The sequence below is a fragment of the Sphingomonas spermidinifaciens genome (assembly GCF_002351485.1).
GTDB lineage: Bacteria > Pseudomonadota > Alphaproteobacteria > Sphingomonadales > Sphingomonadaceae > Sphingomonas > Sphingomonas spermidinifaciens.
This window is the reverse complement of record NZ_NWMW01000001.1, coordinates 371,330-394,362: the sequence shown is the minus strand read 5'-3', so window position 1 is coordinate 394,362 and position 23,033 is coordinate 371,330. Positions and strand designations below refer to the sequence as shown.

Annotated in this window: 22 protein-coding genes; 6 read left to right on the top strand and 16 right to left on the bottom strand. The window is 68.9% G+C overall.

What is annotated here, in order from left to right; genetic code table 11:
• Positions 1-1,062: 1,062 nt before the first annotated feature.
• Both COC42_RS01880 and COC42_RS01875 read left to right on the top strand, forming a co-directional pair.
• Positions 1,063-1,497, top strand: coding sequence for a hypothetical protein (locus COC42_RS01880; protein ID WP_096341595.1), 435 nt, complete (start codon positions 1,063-1,065; stop codon positions 1,495-1,497).
• A 44-nt stretch (positions 1,498-1,541) separates the two neighbouring features.
• Positions 1,542-2,402, top strand: a complete 861-nt coding sequence (locus COC42_RS01875; protein ID WP_096341594.1) for a DUF1521 domain-containing protein — start codon at positions 1,542-1,544, stop codon at positions 2,400-2,402.
• Positions 2,403-2,406: 4 nt separating this feature from the next.
• On the opposite strand, the gene COC42_RS01870 is transcribed toward COC42_RS01875, so the two are convergent.
• The 12 genes from COC42_RS01870 to COC42_RS01815 form a co-directional block, all read right to left on the bottom strand.
• Complete coding sequence (locus tag COC42_RS01870) at positions 2,407-3,303, bottom strand: ankyrin repeat domain-containing protein (RefSeq protein WP_141395760.1); 897 nt, start codon at positions 3,301-3,303, stop codon at positions 2,407-2,409.
• A 32-nt stretch (positions 3,304-3,335) separates the two neighbouring features.
• A complete protein-coding gene (locus COC42_RS01865; protein WP_141395759.1) occupies positions 3,336-4,211 on the bottom strand; it encodes a Tle-like phospholipase domain-containing protein in 876 nt (291 codons plus the stop codon).
• Between the two features lie 78 nt (positions 4,212-4,289).
• Entirely contained in the window at positions 4,290-5,057 is a 768-nt protein-coding gene (gene map / locus COC42_RS01860) for a type I methionyl aminopeptidase (protein WP_096341591.1), read from the bottom strand.
• A gap of 2 nt (positions 5,058-5,059) precedes the next feature.
• Entirely contained in the window at positions 5,060-5,266 is a 207-nt protein-coding gene (locus COC42_RS01855; RefSeq protein WP_096341590.1) for a ParD-like family protein, read from the bottom strand.
• Between the two features lie 258 nt (positions 5,267-5,524).
• Positions 5,525-7,555, bottom strand: a complete 2,031-nt coding sequence (gene rpoD, locus COC42_RS01850; RefSeq protein WP_096341589.1) for an RNA polymerase sigma factor RpoD — start codon at positions 7,553-7,555, stop codon at positions 5,525-5,527.
• 136 nt (positions 7,556-7,691) lie between these two features.
• Positions 7,692-9,500 (bottom strand): DNA primase, encoded by a 1,809-nt coding sequence (gene dnaG, locus COC42_RS01845; protein ID WP_096341588.1) that lies wholly within the window; start codon positions 9,498-9,500, stop codon positions 7,692-7,694.
• A gap of 136 nt (positions 9,501-9,636) precedes the next feature.
• Positions 9,637-10,305 (bottom strand): transcriptional repressor LexA, encoded by a 669-nt coding sequence (gene lexA / locus COC42_RS01840; protein WP_096341587.1) that lies wholly within the window; start codon positions 10,303-10,305, stop codon positions 9,637-9,639.
• A 55-nt stretch (positions 10,306-10,360) separates the two neighbouring features.
• Positions 10,361-11,542, bottom strand: a complete 1,182-nt coding sequence (locus tag COC42_RS01835; protein ID WP_096341586.1) for a molybdopterin molybdotransferase MoeA — start codon at positions 11,540-11,542, stop codon at positions 10,361-10,363.
• On the bottom strand, positions 11,542-12,015 hold the full coding sequence (gene moaC, locus COC42_RS01830; protein WP_096341585.1) for a cyclic pyranopterin monophosphate synthase MoaC: 474 nt from the start codon (positions 12,013-12,015) through the stop codon (positions 11,542-11,544). The genes COC42_RS01835 and moaC overlap by 1 nt, the downstream gene beginning before the upstream one ends.
• Positions 12,012-12,800 (bottom strand): indole-3-glycerol phosphate synthase TrpC, encoded by a 789-nt coding sequence (gene trpC / locus COC42_RS01825; protein WP_096341584.1) that lies wholly within the window; start codon positions 12,798-12,800, stop codon positions 12,012-12,014. The genes moaC and trpC overlap by 4 nt, the downstream gene beginning before the upstream one ends.
• Positions 12,797-13,792 carry an anthranilate phosphoribosyltransferase gene (gene trpD, locus COC42_RS01820; RefSeq protein WP_096341583.1) on the bottom strand — a complete coding sequence of 332 codons (996 nt, stop codon included), beginning with the start codon at positions 13,790-13,792 and terminating at the stop codon, positions 12,797-12,799. Before trpD ends, trpC begins: the two co-directional genes overlap by 4 nt.
• Complete coding sequence (locus COC42_RS01815; protein WP_096341582.1) at positions 13,789-14,397, bottom strand: anthranilate synthase component II; 609 nt, start codon at positions 14,395-14,397, stop codon at positions 13,789-13,791. The genes trpD and COC42_RS01815 overlap by 4 nt, the downstream gene beginning before the upstream one ends.
• Positions 14,398-14,474: 77 nt before the next feature.
• On the opposite strand from COC42_RS01815, the gene COC42_RS01810 reads away from it, so the two are divergent.
• Complete coding sequence (locus COC42_RS01810) at positions 14,475-14,885, top strand: hypothetical protein (RefSeq protein ID WP_096341581.1); 411 nt, start codon at positions 14,475-14,477, stop codon at positions 14,883-14,885.
• Between the two features lie 87 nt (positions 14,886-14,972).
• Here COC42_RS01810 and trpE read toward each other — a convergent pair whose 3' ends face one another.
• A complete protein-coding gene (trpE, locus tag COC42_RS01805) occupies positions 14,973-16,469 on the bottom strand; it encodes an anthranilate synthase component I (protein ID WP_096341580.1) in 1,497 nt (498 codons plus the stop codon).
• Complete coding sequence (locus tag COC42_RS01800) at positions 16,466-18,412, bottom strand: peptidylprolyl isomerase (RefSeq protein WP_096341579.1); 1,947 nt, start codon at positions 18,410-18,412, stop codon at positions 16,466-16,468. The genes trpE and COC42_RS01800 overlap by 4 nt, the downstream gene beginning before the upstream one ends.
• Before the next feature lie 137 nt (positions 18,413-18,549).
• On the opposite strand from COC42_RS01800, the gene tpiA reads away from it, so the two are divergent.
• Both tpiA and COC42_RS01790 read left to right on the top strand, forming a co-directional pair.
• Entirely contained in the window at positions 18,550-19,296 is a 747-nt protein-coding gene (gene tpiA, locus COC42_RS01795) for a triose-phosphate isomerase (RefSeq protein WP_096341578.1), read from the top strand.
• Positions 19,293-19,772, top strand: coding sequence for a phosphoglycerate mutase family protein (locus COC42_RS01790; RefSeq protein ID WP_096341577.1), 480 nt, complete (start codon positions 19,293-19,295; stop codon positions 19,770-19,772). The genes tpiA and COC42_RS01790 overlap by 4 nt, the downstream gene beginning before the upstream one ends.
• A gap of 76 nt (positions 19,773-19,848) precedes the next feature.
• On the opposite strand, the gene COC42_RS01785 is transcribed toward COC42_RS01790, so the two are convergent.
• Together COC42_RS01785 and COC42_RS01780 are read right to left on the bottom strand one after the other, a co-directional pair.
• A complete protein-coding gene (locus COC42_RS01785) occupies positions 19,849-20,145 on the bottom strand; it encodes a YciI-like protein (protein WP_096341576.1) in 297 nt (98 codons plus the stop codon).
• Complete coding sequence (locus COC42_RS01780; RefSeq protein WP_096341575.1) at positions 20,142-21,530, bottom strand: leucyl aminopeptidase family protein; 1,389 nt, start codon at positions 21,528-21,530, stop codon at positions 20,142-20,144. The genes COC42_RS01785 and COC42_RS01780 overlap by 4 nt, the downstream gene beginning before the upstream one ends.
• 84 nt (positions 21,531-21,614) lie before the next feature.
• Here COC42_RS01780 and rimO point away from each other — a divergent pair, with 84 nt between their 5' ends.
• Positions 21,615-22,946: a 30S ribosomal protein S12 methylthiotransferase RimO gene (rimO, locus tag COC42_RS01775; protein ID WP_096341574.1), complete on the top strand. Its 1,332-nt coding sequence runs from the start codon at positions 21,615-21,617 to the stop codon at positions 22,944-22,946.
• The last annotated feature ends 87 nt before the right edge of the window (positions 22,947-23,033 follow it).

The following is a 23,033-nucleotide window of genomic DNA, read 5'->3' as shown; positions in this document are numbered from 1 at the left end:
CGGTACCGCTCGGACTTGCGACGCTATGCTTCCCGACGAGCGGTGCCATGGCACAGATCGATCCTGTCGCTGTCGGCCAAGCGGGGGTGCACAGCGCAACGATGCGCAATCACGCTGACCGAATTGCCCGCGGCGGCGGCAGCCGGCGCGTCGACAACGCGGCTCGCGCGCGTTCGACCTGTGCGCAACGCGCCTCGATCCGAGCGCGTTTTGGGGCAAGCGACCCCCGGGTGCAGCAGCTCTACGGCCTGTGCAATCGCCTCGGCTATTGACGGGATAATGCGCGATGCTCGACACCTATCGGCCGGCCACAATGCTTGGTCACTGATCGGATCCCGTTCGTGCCAACCCCGCTCAACAAGGACGACGGTGCGCGCACGGCGCAAATCGCGGCCGAGGCGGCGACGAAACTGTCAACGCCGCCCCTGCAAACCCCCGCGGCCCGGCCATGCCGAAGTCGACGACCTGCCTCGTCAGTCGCCGATCGCAAGCGACGAACATGACGGCCGCGCCATGGTCGCCGCGGCACCGGTCGCGGTCGGTTGAGGATCTCGGCGCGACCTTGATGACTGGTGCTTCCCGGGCGGAGTGATCCGGCATCATCGTATCCGAAGGCCGGAGCATGAGTGGCGTCATGCAATGATCGGAGCAGGTTGACGTCAATGGTGCCCGCGGTCGGCTTCGAATCGTCTCGGGAATCATCGCCTGCGGGGATTGTCGCTGTGAACGCGCATCTGAAAGCGTCACGGCGACGCGCGCCGCGGACGAAGCGGCGGCGGCGGATCGCCTGTGCCGGTCGCGCGCGGCTCGCCGCGATGCACGGCACAGGGCATGCAAAGGTTCGGCCGCTCTACGCGCTCTGCGCCAAAGCCGGGCTTTGAGGATGGGGGCGGCTCGATAGCCGAACTCGGTTGCGAGCGTCCGATCGAGGCGGCGCCGGCCAGGACGCCCCTTGCGTTTACCCCGCGCTCGCCACGACTAATCGTTCCGATTATCTCGTCTAAGCGTTTCGCGGAGCGCGCCGCGTGCTTTGCGATGCCACAACGCTGATCGGGAAAGACGATGACCATCGACCGCATCCATACCGGGCCGCTCGGCCCCATCGACCCCGCCGGCCGCGACGGGCGCAGCCCCGCCAGCGTCGGCGAGGCGAGCGTGCGCAGCGTCGCGCTGGCGGTGGTCGGGCGGATTGTCGACGAACTGGGGATCGGGGTGGGCGGCCGAGCGCCCGCCGCCGACCCCTATCGCCTGCGCGAGGTCGCCGACATGGCAACGCGCGCCTTTCCCGGCAGCGCGCCGGCCGCGGAGGGCGAGCTGATGCGCGCGATCGAGGCGCTCGCGGGCACGATCGCCGCACATATGGCGGCGCGCGTCGACGGGAGCACGCTGGAGCGCGTCGACGACGCCCTCGCGGGGCAAGCCCCCGCCCGCGAGGGCGTCGAAGGCGTGACCGAGTTTCTGGACCAAGTGACCATCCGGCTGGAAGCGTCGCGCTGACCAGCGCGTCGTCCCGGCCATTCGACTGCCAAGGGAACGGGACGATGATCGACAACAGCTTCAATGCCGCCTTCTCGATCGCCGCGGGTGCGCGGCTGGGTCAGGCGGCGGGACTGATGATGGGCGGGCGCATCGCCGCCAGCTTCGCTGACCGGCTGGAGGCGAGCGCATATGCCTTTCGTGAGCTGGCCTCGCTCTATCAGGTGCAGGCCGGACTGCTCGCGGGTGGCGAATTCGCGCCGCTTCCCGAGGCGAAGTGGGAAGCCAAGCTGACCGGCGAGCATGGCGGCGATATCGACCTGGGCGACGGCTACACCCTCCAGCTCGACGAGCGCAATTCGGAGATCACTATCCGCAACGCCGCGACCGGCGAGACCACGCGCATCTGGGGCGACCCGCATGTCGAGGTCGACGGCCAGCATGTCTATGACTTCTGGGGCACGACGACCTTCACGCTCGAGAACGGGACCAAGATCACGATCGGGACCGAGCCGTTCGGTGACAATCCCAATGCCTATGTCGCGAGCTCGCTGACGATCACCAAGGACGACCGCGCGATCCTGGTCGAGGGGATCAGCCAGAACCAGCTCGGCGACCTCAGCATCTCGATGTCGAACGATGGCGAGGCGCTAGACGCGGCGACGCGCGACGGGTTCGTGCTCAACGAGAATGCGACCGGTTCGGGCTGGCGCTCGGAACTGACGGGCGAGGTCGCGACGCAGGCAGATCTCGACGCCACCCGGCCCGGCGCGCTCTATGGACCCGACAGCACGATGCCGAGCCTGGGCGAGCTCGGCCAGCTGTTCGGCGCGTTCCTGCTGTTCGGCTTCGCGATCGACCTGGCGGCGGCGACGAGCACGCCGGTGCGCACCGTCCCGGCCGATCGGCCGCCGCTGTTCGCCTGAGCAGTCAGCGGGCGGGCGCGCGCTGCGCCCGTTCGCGGATCAGGTCGAGGACGTGGGGCGGAATGGGCGCGGCGCCATTCGCTCCCGTCGGGGGCCAGGCGCCTTCCAGCGCGAGCTTACGGATGGCGCGCGGATCGGGGGCGGGGCGGGGCCAGCCGAGCGCCTCGACGCGGGCCAGCAGCCGCCTCTGTGCCTTCGCTTCAGCTTCGTCCTTGGTCAGCATCGGCGTCGCGGCCGACGTGGCGAGATTGGCACCGCCCGCATCGATCGCCCAGGGATCGGCGCCGCGGTCGAGCAGCAGCTCGGCGATACGAAACCGCTCCATGTCGAGCGCCTGATGCAGCGGCCGATTGCCCGTATCGTGCGCGGTGTCGCGCTGGCGCGGGCCGTCGGGCGACGCACCGGCGTCGAGGAGCATCGCGACGCGATCGGGCTGGTTGAGGCCGATCACGGTCGACATCGGGATCGTGGGGTTGCCGCGCGGCTCGGGCGAGGCGCCCGCCTTGAGCAAACGCTCGGCGAACCAGGTGTCGCGGGCGCGAAGGGCGAGGATCAGCGGCATGCCGTCGTCGCCGCCGTTCACCGGCGCGCCGGCGGCGAGCAGCGCATCGACCGCGCCGCGCCGACAGCTGGCCACCGCGAAGCTCAGCATATCGTAACGCTTGCCGAGCGGCTGGCGCGCCAGCTGCGGATCGGCGTTGAGCAGGCTCGCAACTTGCGCTTCGTCGCCCGCGGCGAGTGCCTCAATCAGCGACCGGGCGCTGTCTCCGACCCCCGCCGAGCGTATGGCGGCGCCGGGATCGGGCAATTGGGTCTCGGGATAGAAGCAACCCGCCGCCGGAGCCGCTGCGCACCCCATCAGAAGCGACGCGGCCATGGGCGGAAAGATGGCACGACGCACATCACGCACTCCCGTCGGGGTGCCGCGCCGGGTCAGCGCAGGCCGGTGGTTCCCGCGACCACCCAGTCCATGCCGTGCCGATCGACCGGGTTCAACCCGTCGAAGAAGCCCTTACCCTCGGGTCGGATGTCGGGAAGCGCGCGCTGCGTGCCATAGGCTTCCGGCGCGTCGGCGACCAGCGCGCCGGGAATGCCGCCGAGCAGCCCGCCCAGCGCGCGGTCGCCGCCATTCTGGACGAGATGCAGGATCTCTCCGGGCACATACCAGGCATCGACCGACGCGGTGCCGCGCCCCGAACTCGCCGCGATGCCGCGTGCGGCGGCGATCGTGTCGTCATGAAGGCCGGCCGCGTTGAAGGTGTCGGCGGTCCGCCCGCTGGCGACCGCCGCAGCCGAGGCGAGCCCGCCGCCGAGCGAGTGGCCGGTGAAGCTCACCTGCTCGTCGCTTCGCGCGATCTGGCGGCCGATCTGCAGCGCCTTCGCATAGCTTTCCGAATTGAGGCCAAGCGCCTGCTGCGCATTGTTCGCCCAGTCCTCGCCCGCCGAAGATCCGCGAAAGGCGACGACATATTCGGTGCCGCTGATCGTGTCCGTGGCATAGACCCGCGCCCGGAACGACGAGCCGGGCATTTCGAGCATCGCCGGGGTCAGCCCCAGCGCCTGAAGGTCGTCGGCGGACGCCACGCGATAGCCCGCGGGCGGCGTCGGTTCTGCGCGGTAGACGTCTTCGGAGAGGAGCGCATTGGTGCGCACGTCGTCGGCGGTCGAGACGTCGTTGGCGGCGATGCGCGGGATCGCGGGCGCGGCTGTGGGCTGGATCGACAATGTTGCGGCAGAGGAAGCGCCGACGAACGGCACGACGCTAATTGAGTTTTGGACGGGCAGGCTGCGCGCGGCGGCTTCGATCATGACGGTCGCTCCCTGATACTGGGGCGACGCTACGCGCCGCGGCGGGCGACCGACATAAGCGTTTCGATTAGGCCGGTTTCAGGCCGCGGCGCGTTCACCCTCGCGCAGGGTCAGCACCTCGACGCCCGTCGCCGTCACCGCGACGGTGTGCTCGAACTGCGCGGACAGACGGCCGTCGCCCGTTACCACGGTCCATCCGTCCTCAAGCGTGGCGGTCCGCCGCGTACCCTGGTTGAGCATCGGCTCGATCGTGAAGGTCATGCCCTCGCGCAGCAGCACGCCGGTGCCAGGCCTGCCGAAGCCGGGGACCGAGGGCGGCTCGTGCATCTCGCGCCCGATGCCGTGGCCGCAATAGTCGCGCACCACCGCATAGCCGTGGCGCTTGGCGTGGCGCTCGATCGCATGCCCGACATCGCCGATCCGCGCGCCCGGCCGGACCGCGCCGATCCCTTTCCACATCGCCTCCTGTGCGACCCGCACCAGCCGCCGCGCCCCAGTGCTGGCATTGCCGATGACATACGTCTTGCTCGAATCGGCGATGAACCCGTCCTTCTCAAGAGTGATGTCGAGATTGACGATATCGCCGTCCTTCAGGATCGCCCCGGCATCGGGCACGCCGTGACAGACGACATGGTTGATCGAGCAGTTGAGGACGTGGGCATAGCCATACTGTCCCTTGCTGGCGGGACGCGCGCTGAGGTTGTCGACGATGAAGCGCTCGACGATGGCGTCGATCTCGAGCGTCGATTTGCCGGCAAAATCCTGCTCGTCGAGCATCTCGAAGACGCGCGCCAGCAGCCGCCCGGCGGTGCGCATCCTCGCCAGCTCGTCGCGAGTCTTGACCATCGTCAGGCGGCGGCGAGGTCGGGCAGGTCGATATCGGCCGCGGCGAGCTGGATCCGAACGATCTCGTTGAAGGAGAGCGTAGGGTTGGCTTCCGCCAACATACCCATCTTCATCCAGAACTCGGCCTGCGCGTTGATCGAGCGGCACATGACGGCGCTAGCCCGCCGGATCTCCGCGTGGAGCGTTTCGTCGATCTTCACGATGCCCACCGGCGTTCCTCGTCGCGGCCTGTATATGCAGCGTATATGGAACGTATATAGCCTGGTCAATCGGCCTCGAAGCGAAAACTCCCGCAAAGGCGGAGCCCAGAGCCCCAAGCGCCATCGACTGCCGCCCTGGGCTCCCCCTTTAGCGGGAGCGCGTTTTTCGAGTTTGTATCCCGGCGGAGGCCGGGGCAGCTATGGCGCCGCTGATGTCGCGCCATCCATCGCAGCCGTAATCCCGGCCCTCGCCGGGTTACGGCCGGCTCACTGGTCGAGGAAGGAGCGCATCTTGCGCGACCGCGACGGATGCTTGAGCTTGCGCAGCGCCTTCGCCTCGATCTGGCGGATGCGTTCGCGTGTGACGCTGAACTGCTGGCCGACCTCTTCGAGCGTGTGGTCGGTGTTCATGCCGATGCCGAAGCGCATGCGCAGCACGCGCTCCTCGCGCGGCGTCAGCGATGCCAAGACGCGCGTCACGGTCTCCTTCAGGTTCGCCTGAATCGCGGCGTCCACCGGAATGATCGCGTTCTTGTCTTCGATGAAGTCGCCGAGGTGCGAATCCTCCTCGTCGCCGATCGGCGTTTCGAGGCTGATCGGCTCCTTGGCGATCTTCATCACCTTGCGAACCTTCTCGAGCGGCATCGACAGGCGCTCGGCCATTTCCTCGGGCGTGGGCTCGCGGCCCTGTTCGTGGAGGAACTGGCGGCTGGTCCGAACGAGCTTGTTGATCGTCTCGATCATATGGACGGGGATGCGGATCGTCCGCGCCTGATCCGCGATCGAGCGGGTGATCGCCTGACGAATCCACCACGTCGCATAGGTCGAGAACTTGTAGCCGCGGCGATACTCGAACTTGTCCACCGCCTTCATCAGGCCGATATTGCCTTCCTGGATGAGGTCGAGGAACTGCAGCCCGCGGTTGGTGTATTTCTTCGCGATCGAGATGACGAGGCGAAGGTTCGCCTCCACCATCTCCTTCTTGGCAATGCGCGCCTCGCGCTCGCCCTTTTGGACCATGTTGACGATGCGGCGGAACTCGCCGAGCGCCATGCCCGTCGACTGAGCGATTTCCGCGATCTCGACGCGGATGCGGTCAACCGCGCCCGCTTCGTTGTCGGCGAACGCCTTCCACTTCTTGTCGAGCCCGCCGACGCTTCCCAGCCACTGCTCGTCGAGCTCATGGCCCATATAGCGGTCGAGGAAGTCCTTGCGGTTGACCTTGTGCCGCTCGGCCAGGCGCAGCATCTGGCCGCCCAGCGCGGTCAGGCGCCGATTGAAGCTGTAGAGCTGATCGACGAGATATTCGATCTTCGCCTGATGGAACTGGACGCTCTCGACCTCGGCGGTCAGGTCCTCGCGGAGCTTCTGGTACTTCTTCTCGTCGGCCGCGCTAAGCTCGCCGCCCACCGCCATCGCGTCGAGGCGCTTGGCCTGCATCTTGGCGAAGGTCTTGTAGAGCGCGGTGATGTTGGCGAACTTCTCGAGCGCCTGCGGCTTGAGCGTTTCCTCCATCTGCGCGAGGCTGAGCGTATTGTCCTCATCGTCGTCGTCCGACGGGCGCGGGGTGCGCCGCTCGGTCATCGACTCCTCGTCCTCGTCGGCAGACGCCTCCTCGGGCTCCTCCTCTTCCTTGAAGGAGGGGCCGGCGTTCTTCTCCGAGATTTCGCCATCGTCCTCGCCGTCCTCGGACAGCGATTCGGGCGCAGGATCCTTCGACAGCATCGCATCGAGATCGAGGATCTCGCGCAGCTGCATCGTGCCTTCGTTGAGCGCGGTCGACCAGTTGATGATGGCGTTGAACGTGATCGGGCTCTCGCACAGCCCCAGGATCATCGTGTCGCGGCCCGCCTCGATCCGCTTGGCGATCGCAATCTCGCCCTCGCGGCTCAGGAGCTCGACGGCTCCCATCTCGCGCAGATACATGCGGACGGGATCGTCGGTGCGATCGACCGTCTCCTTCTTCTTGGGCGCTTCGAAGGCGGGGGCGCTGTCGTCCTGACTGTCAGCAGTCTCGGCATCGTCGGCGCTGTCGTCGTCGGGCTCGGAATCCTCGCCGGCTTCCTCGTTCTCGACAACGTTCACGCCCATGTCGTTGAGCGCGGCCATGATGTCCTCGATCTGCTCGCTGGACATCTGGTCCTGCGGCAGCATCTCGTTCAGCTGATCGACGGTGATGTAGCCGCGCTTCTTGGCGCGGGCGATCAGCTTCTTCATCGACCCTTCGTTGAGGTCGATCAGCGGCGCGTCGCCTACCTCGATCGTGTCGTCGCCGCCGCCACCGTTCGCCTTCGCCATCAACTGCCCTCGATTACCCGATGGCGCATTATACAAGGGAATGCGCCCCTACATGCCGATTGATATGGATTTTGCAACTCGCATGAGCGCGCCGCTCCACGATTGTGACAGCGATATGGGGATTGGGCCACAGGGATCAAGCGGCTTCCCTGAACTGCTCCAGCCATGTCGAGAGGCGCTGATGCACGCTGTTGGTTTCTAGGACGGCCGCACGTTGAGCGGCGAAGCTCGCCTCGGTCATCTCGCGAACAGCCTCGGCGTTCCGTAGCGCAGCCGCCCGCCGCGCAACATGCTCCTCGATGAGCAATTCCAGCAGCCTTCGCAGATCGTCGGCCGGTTCTGTCGACTCCGAGCGCTCGAAGTAGAAGCTGAACGCCAGGTCCTTGCGATAGCAGCGCCTCTCGATCTCGAGCCCGAAATCACTTCCGAGCATCTCATGAGTGAGTTCAGCCAGTTCCGGCGCTGGCCATTGCAGCGCCCATTCGACGAGAATGTCACGCCACTCCCGAAGTTTCCTGTGAACGATAGGAAGACTCGAGACCTCGTCGCTTCGCTCAACAAGCACTTCAGGGTAGCGCATCAAGCCCAAGAGCACTGCGCGATGCAGCGTGAATTGCAGGCCACGACGCTCCTCGTGAACGGGACCGTCCGCCGCGGCCTGCACGACCGACATGCGCTGCGCCCGGCTGCCGAAGACGCCGTAGAAGCGCTCGCGTAGCGCGCTGCGATACTGATCTCTGATGATCGGCTCGCGGATCGTGTCGGCCGCTTGCTGAAGCCGGTGAAGCAACGCCGCACGCTCGTCTGGCCCAGCTTGCGGTGGAAGCGTCCCGAACTCGCTCGTCCAGATATGGTCATCGAGTGAGCGCGCGCGCTTGATGATGCTTTCAAAAGCCTTTGCGCCGCCAGCACCGACGATATCATCGGGATCGAGGCCGTCGGGCAGCGTCGCAATCTCAAGGCTCTTGCCCGGCGCCAGCATCGGCAGCGCGCGCTCGGCGGCGCGGATGGCGGCCTTCTGGCCCGCGGCGTCACCGTCGAAGCAGAGGATGGGCACGTCGGCCATCCGCCACAGCCGTTCGAGCTGCGCCTCGGTCAGCGCGGTGCCGAGCGGGGCAACCGCCTCGCCAAAGCCCGACTGGGCGAGGGCGATGACGTCCATATAGCCCTCGACCGCGATCACGCGGCCGGCCTTGCGCGACGCGGCGCCGGCGCGGTCGAGATTGTAGAGCGTGCGGCCCTTGTCGAAGAGCGGTGTCTCGGGCGAGTTCAGATATTTGGGCTCACCCGCGCCGATGATGCGGCCGCCAAAGGCGATCACCCGGCCGCGCGCGTTGCGGATCGGGATCATCAGCCGGCCGCGGAACCGGTCATAGGGCTCCTTGCCGTCGACCTGGATCAGCAGGCCGCATTCGACGAGCATCGCGTCGCCGAACTCGGCAAGCGCCTTGCGCAGCTGTCCGCGGCTGTCGGGCGCGAAGCCGAGGCCGAAGGCGCGCGCCGTGTCCGGCCGCACGCCGCGCCGGTCGAGGAGCGCGCGCGCCTCCTCGCCGCCGAGGCCCCAGAGCTGGTCCTCGTACCACTTGGCCGCCGCTGCCATTGCATCGTGCAGCGACCTGGCGCGCTCGGCCTTCTGCGCGGCGCGGCGGTCCTGTTCGGGCATGTCGAGCCCGGCCGCCTGCGCCAATTCCTTGACCGCGTCAATGAAGGGCAGGCCCTGCTGCTCGGTCATCCAGCGGATCGCATCGCCATGCGCGCCGCAGCCAAAGCAGTGATAGAAGCCCTTGTCGTCGTTGACGTAGAAGCTCGGGCTCTTCTCGTTATGGAAGGGGCAGCAGGCGCGATACTCGCGGCCCGCGCGCTGAAGTTTTACGGTGCGACCGACCAGCGCAGACAGGGTGGTCCGTGCGCGGAGCTCGTCAAGGAAGGCGGGCGTGAGGCTCATGACCGGCCCGCCATGCCGGGCCGGCGCATCAGCGCGCCACCAACGCGAAAATTGAACGAGTCGGCCATCGGTTTCTCATGGCAGAACCCGCCGGAGGATCGAAGCCGAAATGCCGGCCCCGACGCCGGCGAGGACCTCAGTAGCGACGCAGCAAGCCCGCGAGCCGGCCCTGTACGCGCACCTGATCGGGCCGATAGCGCTGGGGATCGTAGCTGCGGTTGGCGGGATCGAGGCGAACCATCCCGCCCTCATGCCGGAAAAATTTGAGCGTCGCTTCACTGTCGTCGATCAACGCCACGACGATCTCGCCGTCGCGCGCGACTTCCTGGCGGCGGATCAGCGCATAGTCGCCGTCGAGGATCCCTGCCTCGACCATCGAATCGCCCGACACTTCGAGCGCATAATGCTCGCCCGAGCCGAGCAGCGCCGCAGGGACAGGGAGCATCGTCGCGCCCTCCATCGCCTCGATTGGCACACCGGCGGCGATGCGGCCGTGCAACGGGATCTCGATGACGTCGTTGGCGGGGGTGGGCAGGGGGGCGGAGACGCTCGGTGCGACCGTGGGCGCGGCCTTCTTCGCGGCGGCCTTCACCTCGGGCATCTTGAGCACTTCGAGCGCGCGGGCGCGGTTGGGGAGGCGGCGCAGGAACCCGCGCTCCTCGAGCGCGCTGATCAGGCGGTGAACCCCCGACTTCGACTTGAGTTCGAGCGCGTCCTTCATTTCCTCGAACGAGGGCGAGACGCCGGTTTCGGCCAGTCGGTCGGCGATGAAGCAGATGAGTTCGTGCTGCTTGCGCGTGAGCATCGCGCCTCTCCTATGGGAACAGACGCTGAACGTTTATGTCTTGTTCCTCTTGCTGTCAAGCGAGGTCGAGGATCTCCACCGAGTCGCCCGCGGCCGCGGCCGGTTCATGCGCCTGACGCAATACTAGGCAGTCGGCGCGCGCGAGCGTTCGCAACATCGAGCTGTCCTGGATCGCGGCGATGTGGACGCGCCCGTCGATGCGTCGACCCCGCAGATAATCGGTGCGCTCGCCATTGGCGGGCAGCGGCTCCCCGAGGACGGCGGGCGCCGTGGCGGGGAACGGATCGGCGGCGCCCGAGAGATGGGCGATCAGCGGGCGAACGAACAGCGTCGCCGTGACGAAGGCGGAGACCGGATTGCCCGGCAGGCCCACGACGACGCCGTCGCCCAACCGGCCCGCGAGCATCGGTTTGCCGGGCCGGAGCGCGACGCGCCAGAAGTCGATCGCCGCGCCCGCGGCCTCCAATGCCGGTCGCACGAGGTCGTGGTCACCCACCGATGCGCCGCCGGTGGTGACGAGCACGTCTGGCCTCGCGCCCGCAAAGGCGTCGCGCAGCACCTCGAGCCGATCGGGCAGGATACCGAGGTCGAGGAGATCGACCGGCAGGTCGGCGAGCAACGCCGACAGCATGACGCCATTACTCTCGGGCAGGTCACCGTCACCGAGCGGCGCACCTGCGGGGCGAAGCTCGTCCCCGGTCGCGGCGATCGCGACGCGGACGCGGCGGCGAACGGGCAGCGTGGCATGACCCGCGACCGCGGCGAGCGCGATCCGCGCTGGGGTCAGGCGTTCGCCCGCGGCGATCAGCCCGTCGCCCTCGCTGAAATCGAGTCCGGCGGGGCGGACGTTGCGGCCGGGATGGCCTGGTCCTTCACCCGCAAGGTGGACGAGGGTGCCCTCGACACGCGCTTCCTCCTGCACTAGCACACAGTTCGCGCCTGCGGGCATCGCCGCGCCGGTGAAGATACGCACCGTCTCAATCGCGCCGACGCGGCCCGCAAAAGGGCGTCCGGCCGCGCTCTCGCCGATCATTCGGAACGGGCCGGGCAGGTCGGCATGGGCAATTGCAAAGCCGTCCATGGCCGACAGGTCGCGTGCGGGCTGAGTCCGCTTCGCCGTCACCGCCGACGCGGCCCAGCGGCCCGCCGCGAGGCCGAGCGGCGCGTCCTCGATCGAGAGCGGCGGCGCCAGCGCGAGCAGGCGCGCCTGCGCCTCGGCAACCGGCAGCAGCCCCATCAGGCGGGGGCGTGCCAGTCGCCGGACTTGCCGCCCGCCTTCGACAGCAGGCGAATGTCCTGAAGAATCATGGCTTTATCGATGGCCTTTGCCATGTCGTACAAGGTGAGGAGCGCGGTGCTCGCGGCGATCATCGCCTCCATCTCGACGCCGGTCTGGCCCGTCGTCGCCGCCGTGGCGGTAACGGTGACGCCGTCGTCCTCGACCGCGAGCGCCACCTCGACGCTGGTGAGCGGGAGCGGGTGGCAGAGCGGGATCAGGTCGGCGGTGCGCTTCGCCGCCATGATGCCGGCGACGCGCGCCACGGCAAGCACGTCGCCCTTGGCCACCGCCCCGTTGCGGATTGCGCTGGCCGCCTCGCGTGACATGGCGATGCGGCCGGCGGCGACCGCGCGGCGTTCGGTCGCTGACTTGTGTCCGACGTCTACCATCCGCGCCGCGCCCGCCTCGTCGAGGTGCGTGAGGCCGCTCATCCGACCAGCGCGCGGGTTGCCGCCTCGACATCGGCCTGCCGCATCAGCGCCTCGCCGACCAGGAAGCAGCGGATGCCGCGCTCGGCCATCGCGTCAAGCTCGACGCGGGTGTTTAGCCCGCTTTCTGCGACGAAGGTGCACCCCTCGGGCGCCAAGCCGACGAGCTCGTAGGTCTTGTTGAAATCGACGTCGAACGTCTTGAGATTTCGGTTGTTGACGCCGATCAGGCGGGAGCGGAGGCGGGCGGCGCGTTCCATCTCGGCGGCGTCGTGGACCTCGACCAGCACGTCCATGTCGCGCTCGAACGCCGCCGCCTCGATCTCGGCCATCGCGCCGTCGTCAATCGCCGCGACGATGATGAGCACCGCGTCCGCGCCCATCGCGCGCGCTTCGGCCACCTGCCAGGGGTCGACCATGAAATCCTTGCGCAGGACGGGTAGGTCGCAAGCGGCGCGGGCGGCGATCAGGTAATCGGCATGACCTTGAAACCCCGGCCCGTCCGTCAGTACCGAAAGGCAGGTCGCACCGCCCGCTTCATATGCGCGGGCATGAGCGGGCGGATCGAAATCGGCGCGGATCAGGCCCTTGGAGGGGCTGGCCTTCTTGATCTCGGCGATCAGCGCGTGGCGGCCCGACGCGGCGCGTGCGTCGAGCGCGGCTTTGAAACCGCGCGGCGGGCTCTGCTCGGCGGCGCGGGCGTCGAGATCGGCGAGCGAGGCGCGGGTCCGCCGTTCGATCACCTCATCATATTTGCGATCGATGATCGCGGTCAGCATGTCGCTCATACGCGCTCGATCCAGCGGCGGAGCAGCGCGGCGGCGCGGGCGCTGTCGATCGCCTCGGCTGCCTGTGCCGCGCCGCCAGCGAGCGTCTCGACCCGGCCCGCGACGATCAGTGCGGCGGCGGCATTTAGCAGCACCGCGTCGCGATATGCGCCGGTGCCGCCGGCGAGCAGGTCCTTGAGCGCTTCGGCGTTTTCCGCCGCCTCGCCGCCGCGGATCTTGGCGAGCGGGTGGCGGGGCAGGCCCGCATCCTCGGGAATGATGGCCTCTGGCAGAGTGGCGCTGCCGACATTCGCCGCGACGCTCGGGCCGGCGCAGGAAAGTTCGTCGAGCCCCTCTTCGCCCGCGACCACGGCGGCGGCGTCGGCGCCCAGCAGGGTCAGCGCCTCGGCATAGACGGGCACGTAATCCGGCCGTGCGATCCCGACGAGCTGGCGCCGCACCCGCGCCGGATTGGCGAGCGGCCCCATCAGGTTGAAGATCGTCCGCCGTCCGATCCGGCGCCTCAGCGGCGCGAGCCGCGCGAGCGCCGGATGGTGGTTGGCGGCGAACAGGAAGGCGATGCCGAGCTCGCCCAAAGTCGCCTCCGCACTCGCGGTTGCGGCGTCGAGGTCGAGGCCCAGCGCCTCGAGCGTGTCGGCGGCTCCCGCTTTCGAAGAGGCGGCACGGTTGCCATGCTTGGCGACCGGTACTCCGCATGCCGCGACGACGATCGCAACTGCGGTCGAGACGTTGAGCGTGTGATGCCCGTCGCCGCCGGTGCCGCACACGTCGATGGCATTGTCGGGCGCGTCGAGCCCGATCATTCGCTCGCGCAGCGCGCCGGCCGCGGCGGCGATCTCGACCGAAGTCTCGCCGCGTTCGGTCAGCGCGATCAGGAACCCCTCGATCGCGGCATCGTCGGCACGCCCGTCGAGGATGTCCGCGAACGCGCGTGCGGCGCTGTCATTCGACAGCGGAGTCGAAGGATCGGGAAGGAGGGTGGTTACGCTCATGCCGCCAGCCCCCTCGGCAGATTTGCCGGCATCGTCGCGGGCAGGCCGGCGTCGCGCAGGAAATTTGCGAGCATCGCATGGCCATGCTCGGTGGCGATGCTTTCCGGATGGAACTGGACGCCGTGGATCGGCAGGTCGCGATGGCGAAAGCCCATGACGCTGGCGTCGGCGGCGGTGGCATTGACCACCAGCTCGGACGGCACATCGGTGACGATCAGCGAGTGGTAGCGCGTTGCCGTGAAGGGCGAGGGGAGGCCCGCAAACAGCCCGGTGCCATCATGCTCGACCGGACAGGTCTTGCCGTGCATCAGCCCGCCGCGCACCACCTTGCCGCCGAAATGCTGGCCGATCGCCTGATGGCCAAGGCAGACGCCGAGCAGCGGCTTCTTCAGCTCGGCACAGGCGGCGACGAGGTCGAGGCTGATCCCCGCTTCGGTCGGCGTGCAGGGGCCCGGCGAGATCAGAAAGGCCTGCGCGTTCGTCTCAATCGCGTCGCGTGCGGTCAGGGCGTCGTTGCGCTCGACCCGCACCTCGACCCCCAGCTCCATCAGATAGTGGACGAGGTTCCAGGTGAAGCTGTCGTAATTATCGATGACCAGAAGCATATCCTGTCATCTAGCCCTCGTTCAGCCGCGCGCAAGCTTGGGCAGCGGATGAGCGGACTAACTGCCGGAGAATTGCCATGCGTCGCCTCACCCTGGGCCTGCTCCTCTTGCCCCTGCTGGCGACGCCCGCGCTATCGCTGGCGCAGGAGGCGCGGCAGGGCGGGACGCCGAACCGCATCCGCAATATCATGCTGAAACAGGGTGAGAAATGCCCCGAGGCGACAGGCGACGAGGTCGTCGTCTGCGGCAGGATCGACCCCGAGGAGCAGTATCGCATCCCCAAGGAGTTCCGCGATCAGCCCGTGGTCGCGGGCAACCAGTCGTGGACCAACCGCGCGCAGACGATGATGGAGGTCAACCGCGCGGGCCTGCCCAACAGCTGCTCGCCGGTCGGCACGGGCGGCCAGACGGGCTGCAACCAGCAGATGATCGACCAATGGTTCGAATGGCGCCGCGCCCAGCGGGCCGAAGCGGCGAAGCTGCCATAGGGCTTTGGTCACCCGGATCAGGTCCGGGGTGACGGTTGAGTGAGGAAACGTCCGAGGACCTGCCCGGAACGGGGCGGTGTCTTCACCCTATTGTCCGAACCCGGCCTCGCCGGCTCTCGCCACCGCCTCGCGTGCGGCGGCCAGCAGCGCGCCGGCCTTCGCCTCGCATTCGCGCTGTTCATAGGCAGGGTCGCTGTCGGCGACGATGCCGGCACCCGCCTGGACGTGCATGACACCGTCCTTGACGATGCCGGTGCGCAGCACGATGCACGAATCCATCGACCCGTCGGGCGAGAAATAGCCGACACCGCCGGCATAGGCGCCGCGCGCCTCGGGCTCGAGTTCGGCGATGATCTGGCAGGCGCGGACCTTGGGCGCGCCGCTGACCGTCCCCGCCGGGAAGCCCGCGAACAGCGCGTCGATCGCGTCACGCTCGGGGTGCAGCCGCCCGACCACGTTCGAGACGATGTGCATGACGTGGCTGTAGAGCTCGACCGTATAGCTGTCGGTCACGCGCACGCTGCCCGCCGCCGCCACGCGGCCCACGTCGTTCCGGCCGAGATCGAGAAGCATCAAGTGCTCGGCGCGCTCCTTGGGATCGGCGAGCAGGCTCTCGCGATTGGCGGCATCGGCCTCGGGCGTGGCCCCGCGCGGCCTCGTGCCGGCGATCGGGCGGATCGTCACTTCGCCGTCGCGCACGCGTACGAGGATCTCGGGACTCGATCCCGTCAGCGAAAAGCCAGGCAGGTCGAGATGGTAGAGGAACGGCGAGGGATTGATCCGGCGAAGCGCGCGGTAAAGCTCGATCGGCGGTAGCGCGAAGGGCGCGGTAAAGCGCTGCGCCAGCACGACCTGAAAGATGTCGCCAGCGGCGATATAGTCCTTCGCCGCCGCGACCATCTCGCCATAGCGGCCGGGTTCGAGGACCGGGGTGAAGACCGGTGGCTCCGCCTCGCTGCGCGCCGGCGCGGGGAGCGGTGCGGCGGCAAGGCGGGCGCTCGTCGCCTCGATCGCCTCGCACGCGTGATCGACGGCCTGCGCCCCATGCTCGGGCCAGGCCGGGGCGACGACGAACAGTGCGTCGGCCAGCCGGTCGAAGACGAGCAGGACGCTCGGCCGCACGAACAGCATGTCAGGAATGTCGAGCGCGCGCGATTTAGGCGCCGGCAGCTTTTCGACCAGCCCGATCGTCTCGTAACCGAAATAGCCGACGAGGCAGGCGAGCGCGCGGGGCAGTGCGGCGGGCACGTCGGCCCGGCACGCCTCGACCAGCGAGCGGAGCGCGGCGAGGCTGCCGGCTTCGCACGGCTCGAACGCCGCGCGGTCGGTCAGCCAGTGGCGGTTGACCTCCGCGCGCTCGCGAACCGCGCGAAAGACGAGGTCTGGTGCGAGGCCGATCAGGCTGTGCCGGCCGCGCACCGCGCCGCCCTCAACCGACTCGAGCAGGAAGTCGCCGCGGCCGGGCTCGATCAGCTTGAGCGCGGCGGCGACGGGCGTCTCGGTATCGGCAAGCTGGCGGCGCCAGACGAGCGCCGGCCGCCCGGCGGCGAGCGCAGCGCGAGCGGCGTCGATCCCCTCGATCACTCGGCGACAGCGCCCTGGCCGGCGAGGTCGGCCTTGAGCTTGGCGAGGCCCGCGGCGTTGCGCGTGGCGCCGAGCTGCTTCTTGGCGGCGTTGGTGAACTGCTCGGCATATTCGCGACCGACGACCGAGCCGAGGCCGGCGCGCGTCGACTGGACCGCGCCCGGCGCCTTGCGGGCGTCGCCGGGGGTGATGCCGGTCACCGTGACGACGAACCAGCCGCCATTGTTCGGCGCCTCGAGCAGCTTGGCGGTCCCCTGCTTCAGTTTGAACATCAGCTCGACGGGCGGCGGCAGCTGGATCTGGCGCGCCGCCAGCTCGGCGCGCGAGACGTCGACCGTCTGCACCGCCGGCGCGCCGGTCACGCCGGCCGCACCCAGCGCCTGCCGGAGCGCGGTGCCGCGGCCGACGTTGGCGACGACCGCATCGGCGATGCGCCGGGCGGCGAGCTTGGCCTGCTGGCGGCGCCAGTCCTCCACGACCGCCGCGCGGATCGACTGGAGCGGGCGCGCGGCGGCCGGAACGATGCGGCCGAGCGCGACGATGGCGAAGGTGCCGTCCTGGCCCACCGGCACGATCTGCGGCGCATCGCCGTCCTGCGCGGCGAAGCCCGCCTGCATGATCGTCGCCAGCCGCGGATCGGGCGCTTGGCCCGGCGCATCGGGATTGATGCCCTGTGCGGTGAGGGCCGGCGTCGTCTGCGCCTGAAGCTTCTGGTCGGCGATCAGCTCGTCGAACGTCGCGCCATCGGCGATGCCGGTGTCGAGCTCCTGCTGCGCATCGGCCAGCGCCTCCGCCTCCTTGCGCTTGCGCACCTCGGCGGTCAGTTCGTCGCGAACGGCCGCGAGCGGACGTCCCGCCGACTGGCTGATGCCCGTGACCTTGATGATGTGGAAGCCGAGCGGCGAGCGCACCGGGCCGACGACGCCACCCTGCGGCGCGGCGAAGGCCGCCTTTGCGACATCGGCCGAGGTTTGCGTCGCGAAGGCCGACTGCCTGATGTCGGTCGCAGTCGTCGCCTCAAGCCCCGCGGCGCGCGCAGCGGCGGCGACGGCGGTGCCGCCCTTCACCTGACCCGCGATCTTCGATGCAAGCGCCTGATCGAGGACGACGACCTGCTCCAGCGTGCGCGTTGCCGACGGGGCGTATTTGTCGCCCGCCGCCTTGTACGCTGCTTGAAGGTCGGCGTCGGTCACCTGCACCCGCGCCGCATAGGCGGCGGGCGTGACGACCGCGTAGCGGACCACGCGCCGCTCGGGCACGGTATAGCGCTGGCGGTTGTTGCCGTAGAAGGTCGAGAGCTGCTGGTCGGTCGGGTTGGCCGAAGCATCGACGCGCGTCGGCACCAGCGCGATCTGGCCCTTGCGCCGCTCGAGCAGCAGGTTGGCATAGGGGAGGGCCAGCTGGTCGCCGACCTGGCTCGCGCCGATCGTCGGCGTCAGCAGCCACTGGGCATAGGTTTCGCGCGCGATATCGGTGCGCAGCTGCTCGGGCGTGATCTGCCGCTGGGCGAGCGCGCGCTCGAAGTTGGTCTGGCTGAACTTGCCGTCGAAGCCCTGAAAGGCGGGGATGCTGGCGATCTGGCCGTCGACCAGCGCTTTCGACGCGACCATGCCGCTTTCCTCGGCGAAGCGTTCGAGGGCGAGGCCGTTCTCGACCCGCGCGACGACGCTCTCGAACCCGCCGGCGTTGAGGAAGCCGGGCATGTCGAGCCCTTCCTGCTGCTGCCGCACCGCATCGAGGGCGAGGCGCGTGCGCTGGCGCAGGTCGTTCTCGCCGACGCCCTCGCCCGCGACCTCGATCAGGGTGGCGCCGCGCGCGCCGCCCGGCTGGCTCAGGCCGTTGATGTCGGCCAGGCCGAAGCTGATCGCGATGATCGCCAGCGCCGCGAGCGTGAACAGCACGCCGAACTTCGACTTGACCATCCGGCGGAAGAAATTGAGCATCGAAGCGTCCGTTCGTTCGCGAAGCACTGAAATCAGGAATGGCGCGCTTTAGGGGGCGATGCCGGCCGCGACAAGCTTGTGCGCGCGCGGCCATGCTGGCATCGGCTGCATACGAATGCAGTTCAAGAGGAGTTCGGATGACGAGGCGCAAGCTGGTGGCGGGCAACTGGAAGATGCACGGCCTTCGCGATGCCGTGCGCGAGGTCGAGGCGATCGCCGCCGCCGCCGCCGCGCATCCGGATGTCGATGTCGCGCTCTACGTGCCGACCACGTTGCTGGCGCTGGCGGCCGAGCATGCCGGTACCCTCGCGATCGGCGCGCAGGACGTGCACGAGCGCGATTCGGGCGCGCATACCGGCTGCATCTCCGCCCCGATGCTGCGCGAGGCGGGGGCGACGACGGTAATCGTTGGGCATAGCGAGCGGCGCGCCGACCAGAACGAGACCAGCCACGACGCCTGGGCCAAGGCCGCCGCGGCGCGCCGCCACGGCCTGTCGGTCATCCTCTGCTGCGGCGAGACCGAGGCCGAGCGCGACGCCGGCCGCGCCGAGCGCGTCGTCCAGGCGCAGATCGAGAAATCGGTCCCCGAGGATGCGAGCGGCGACTGGTTCACGCTCGCCTATGAGCCGCGCTGGGCGATCGGTACCGGCCGCACGCCCACGGTCGAGGAGATCGCCGCGATCCATGCGATCGCGCGCGCCAAGATGCGCCAGATGGTGGGGGAGGCCGCGGACGGCATCCGTATCCTCTATGGCGGGTCGGTGACGGGCGCGAACGCGGGCACGATCCTCGCAGCACCGCATGTCGACGGCGCCCTCGTGGGCGGCGCCAGCCTGACGGCCGAGAAGTTCGTGCCGATCATCGAGGCGGCGGCTGCGCTTTGAGGCGGCGAGCGGTCCTGGCCTTTACGGCTGCGCTGCTCACGGCGGGGTGTGCGGGCACGCCCGCGCCGCAGACGATCTACGTCATCCGGCACCTCGACACGCCCGAGGGGGTGAAGGACGCGCGGCTGACCTCGACAGGTGAGGCGCGGGCGCAGGCGCTCGTGCGCTGGTTCGGTGGCAAGAAGCTGGCGGCGATCTACGCCACGCCCTTTGCCCGCACGCGCCAGACCGCGGCGCCGCTGGCGCGCGAGCGGGGGCTTCAGCCGATCGACTATGATTGGACCGACGCGGCCCGACTGGTCGAGGCGGTGAGGGTGCAGCCCGGCGATGTGCTGATCGTCGGCCACAGCAACACCGTGCCCGAGATCGTCGAACGCTTTGGCGGCCAGCGACCGGCGCCGCTGGTCCACGTCGATTTCGGCGACCTCTGGCTCGTTCGAGAGGGTAGGAGCGAGCGGGTGAAGATCGAGCCCTAAGCCATAACGTCATGCCAGCAAAGGCTGAGATCGCCCGGTGGCAGGCCCCCGGCCCGCGCTGGGGCGCCGGTCGAGATCAGGGCCGGACCGGCGTCGCCGCCAGCGCACCCACGACCGTCGTCCAGGGCTTCAGCGTCCAGTCGAGCACCAGCCCCGCCGCCACATAGGGGTCGGCGCCAGCGAACGCCTCCGCCGCCTCGCGCGTCGTGAAGACCAGCAACCCCTCGTCCGGCGGATCGCCCGCCGCTCCGCCGAGGATCAGCGTGCCCGCATCCGCCGCTTCCCACGCGATGCCCAGATGCTCGGCGCGAAACGTCGCCCGCCGCTCGAGATAGTCGGGCGCGAAGCGGTAGCGGAGCAGCCAGTGGGTCATTCGCCGTACCGCGACTTGAGCATCGCCCATGCCGCACGCAGCCCGACGGCGTCGCCCCCCTTGGGCCGGCCCGGGCGAGTCGCCGGACGCCAGGCGAACACGTCCAGATGCGCCCAAGGCACATCGGCAGGGACGAACCGGCGCAGGAACAGTGCCGCGGTGATCGCGCCCGCGAACGCCCCCTCGGCTGCGTTCACCATGTCGGCGACATCGGACTTCAGCATCTCGTCATACCCGTCCCACAGCGGCATCCGCCACAGGGCGTCCTCCACCCGCTCGCCCGCAGCGAGGAGGTCTGCCGCCAGCGCCTCGTCATTGGCGAACAGGGGTGGCAGGTCGGGGCCGAGCGCCACGCGCGCCGCGCCGGTCAGGGTCGCATAGTCGAGGATCATCCCCGGCTTGCCCTCGACCGCGCGGGTCAGGGCATCGCACAGGATCAGCCGTCCCTCGGCATCGGTATTGGTATTCTCGACCGTCAGGCCCTTGCGCGTCCTCAGCACGTCGCCGGGGCGGAAGGCAGCACCCGACACGGCATTCTCGACGGCGGGGATGAGGAGGTGCAGCCGCACCGGCAGGCGCGCCGCCATGACAAGCTCAGCAAGCGCCAGCGCGTGTGCCGCGCCGCCCATGTCCTTCTTCATCAGCCGCATCGCCGCCGACGGCTTGAGGTCGAGCCCGCCGGTGTCGAAGCACACCCCCTTGCCAATGATGGCGACGCGTGGATCGTCGTCGCGACCCCAATCGAGCTCGATCAGCCGCGGCGCGCGCTGCGCCGTCGCGGCCGCGCCCACGGTATGGATCATCGGATAGCCGCGCTCGAGGTCGACGCCCTTGGTCACTGTCAGACGCGCACCGTGGGCCGCGCCCACGTCCACTACCTCGGCCTCGAGTTCGGCGGGGCCGAGGTCGCCGGCGCCGGTGTTGACGAGGTCGCGAACGCGCATCGTCGCCAGCGCCTCGCGCAGCACCGGCTCGATCCGTTGTGGCTCGCCGGTCAGCAGCGTGCGGACGCCCGACGCCTCCTCCTTGCGATAACGATCGAAGCGGTAATGGGCGAGCGCCCAGCCGAGCATCGCCTCGGCCGGCTCGCGCCCGTCGAGGCGATAGCTGCCCTCGGGCAGCATCTCCGCCGCGCGGGCAAGGCACCAGGGCGTCAGCACCCCGGCGTCCTTGACGCCGAGCACCGCCGACCATGCCTCCGCCGCATCGCCGGGCAGGATCGCGAATGCGCCCGGCGTCGGCTTGAACCGCTGGGCGATCAGCGCGGCACGGTGGCGGGGCGGCTGCTGGCGGAGCCAGTCGTCATGGCCCGCTGCATCGACGAGGTGGAGGGCGCGCGCGGGCTGGCCGCGATCAGGGGCGAGAATAGTCTTGAAATCGATCATCACGCGCGACGCTAGGGGCTCGTGCGACCCCGCGCCAGCGCCTCTCGCTTTTTGGACCTAAAGACCTTATCTGCGCGGCCGATCATGGCAACGCGACTTCCCGACTCCCCCAAGGTGGGGATGGTGTCGCTCGGCTGTCCCAAGAACCTGGTGGACAGCGAGCGCATCCTGACCAAATTGCGATCCGAGGGTTATCGGATGTCGGCTGACTATGCCGGCGCCGACGTCGTGCTCGTGAACACATGCGGCTTCCTCGACAGCGCCAAGGAAGAGTCGCTGGAGGCGATCGGCGAGGCGATCGCCGAAAATGGCCGCGTCATCGTCACTGGCTGCATGGGCAAGGAAGCCGAGGCGATTCGTACCCGCTTTCCGCAGGTCCTCGCAATCACCGGCGCGCACGAATACGAGCAGGTGGTCGAGGCGGTGCATGAGGCTGCGCCGCCGATCCCGTCGCCCTTCGTCGATCTGGTGCCCGAAGCCGGCCTCAAGCTCACGCCGCGCCACTACAGCTATTTGAAGATCTCGGAAGGCTGCAACCACCGGTGCAGCTTCTGCATCATCCCGTCGCTGCGCGGCGACCTCGTCAGCCGCCGTCCCGACGCGATCCTGCGCGAGGCGGAGAAGCTGGTCGCGGCGGGCACGCGTGAGCTGCTGGTCATCAGCCAGGATACTTCCGCCTACGGTATCGACATCCGCCGTGAGCCGCGGATGTGGAAGGGGCGCGAGGTCGTGCCGCACATGACCGATCTCGCCCGTGAACTGGGGCAACTCGGGGCGTGGGTACGGCTCCACTATGTGTACCCGTACCCGCACGTCGATCAGGTCATCCCGCTGATGGCCGAGGGGCTGATTCTCCCCTATCTCGACATCCCGTTCCAGCATGCCGCGCCCAACGTGCTGAAGCGGATGAAGCGCCCCGCCAACGAGGCCAAGGTGCTCGAACGGCTGAAGGCGTGGCGCGCGATCGCGCCCGATATCGCCATCCGCTCGACCTTCGTCGTCGGCTTTCCCGGCGAGACCGACGCCGATTTCGAATATCTGCTCGACTGGCTCGACGAAGCGCAGCTCGACCGCGTCGGCGCGTTCCGCTTCGAACCCGTCGAGGGCGCGGCGGCGAACGATCTGGACGGCGCGGTGCCCGAGGCGGTCAAGGAAGAGCGCTATGCCCGGATCATGGAGCGGACCGCCGCGATCTCCGCCGCCAAGCTGCAGGCCAAGGTCGGGCGCGAGATCGACGTCATCCTTGATGCCGTCGACGACGAAGGCGGCGCGACTGGCCGCTCGATGGCTGACGCACCCGAGATCGACGGCGAAGTCTTCCTGCGCGACGTGATCGGCCGCGAGCTCGGCGACATCATCCGCGTGCGCGTGGAGGACGCCGACGAGCACGACCTGTACGGAGCGCCGGTCGGCTGACCGCTGCCACTCTTTCCCGTTGGTTTTGAGCGAAGTCGAGAACCGCTGGCGAGCGCAGCCGAGGCGTTCTCGACAAGCTCGAACCAA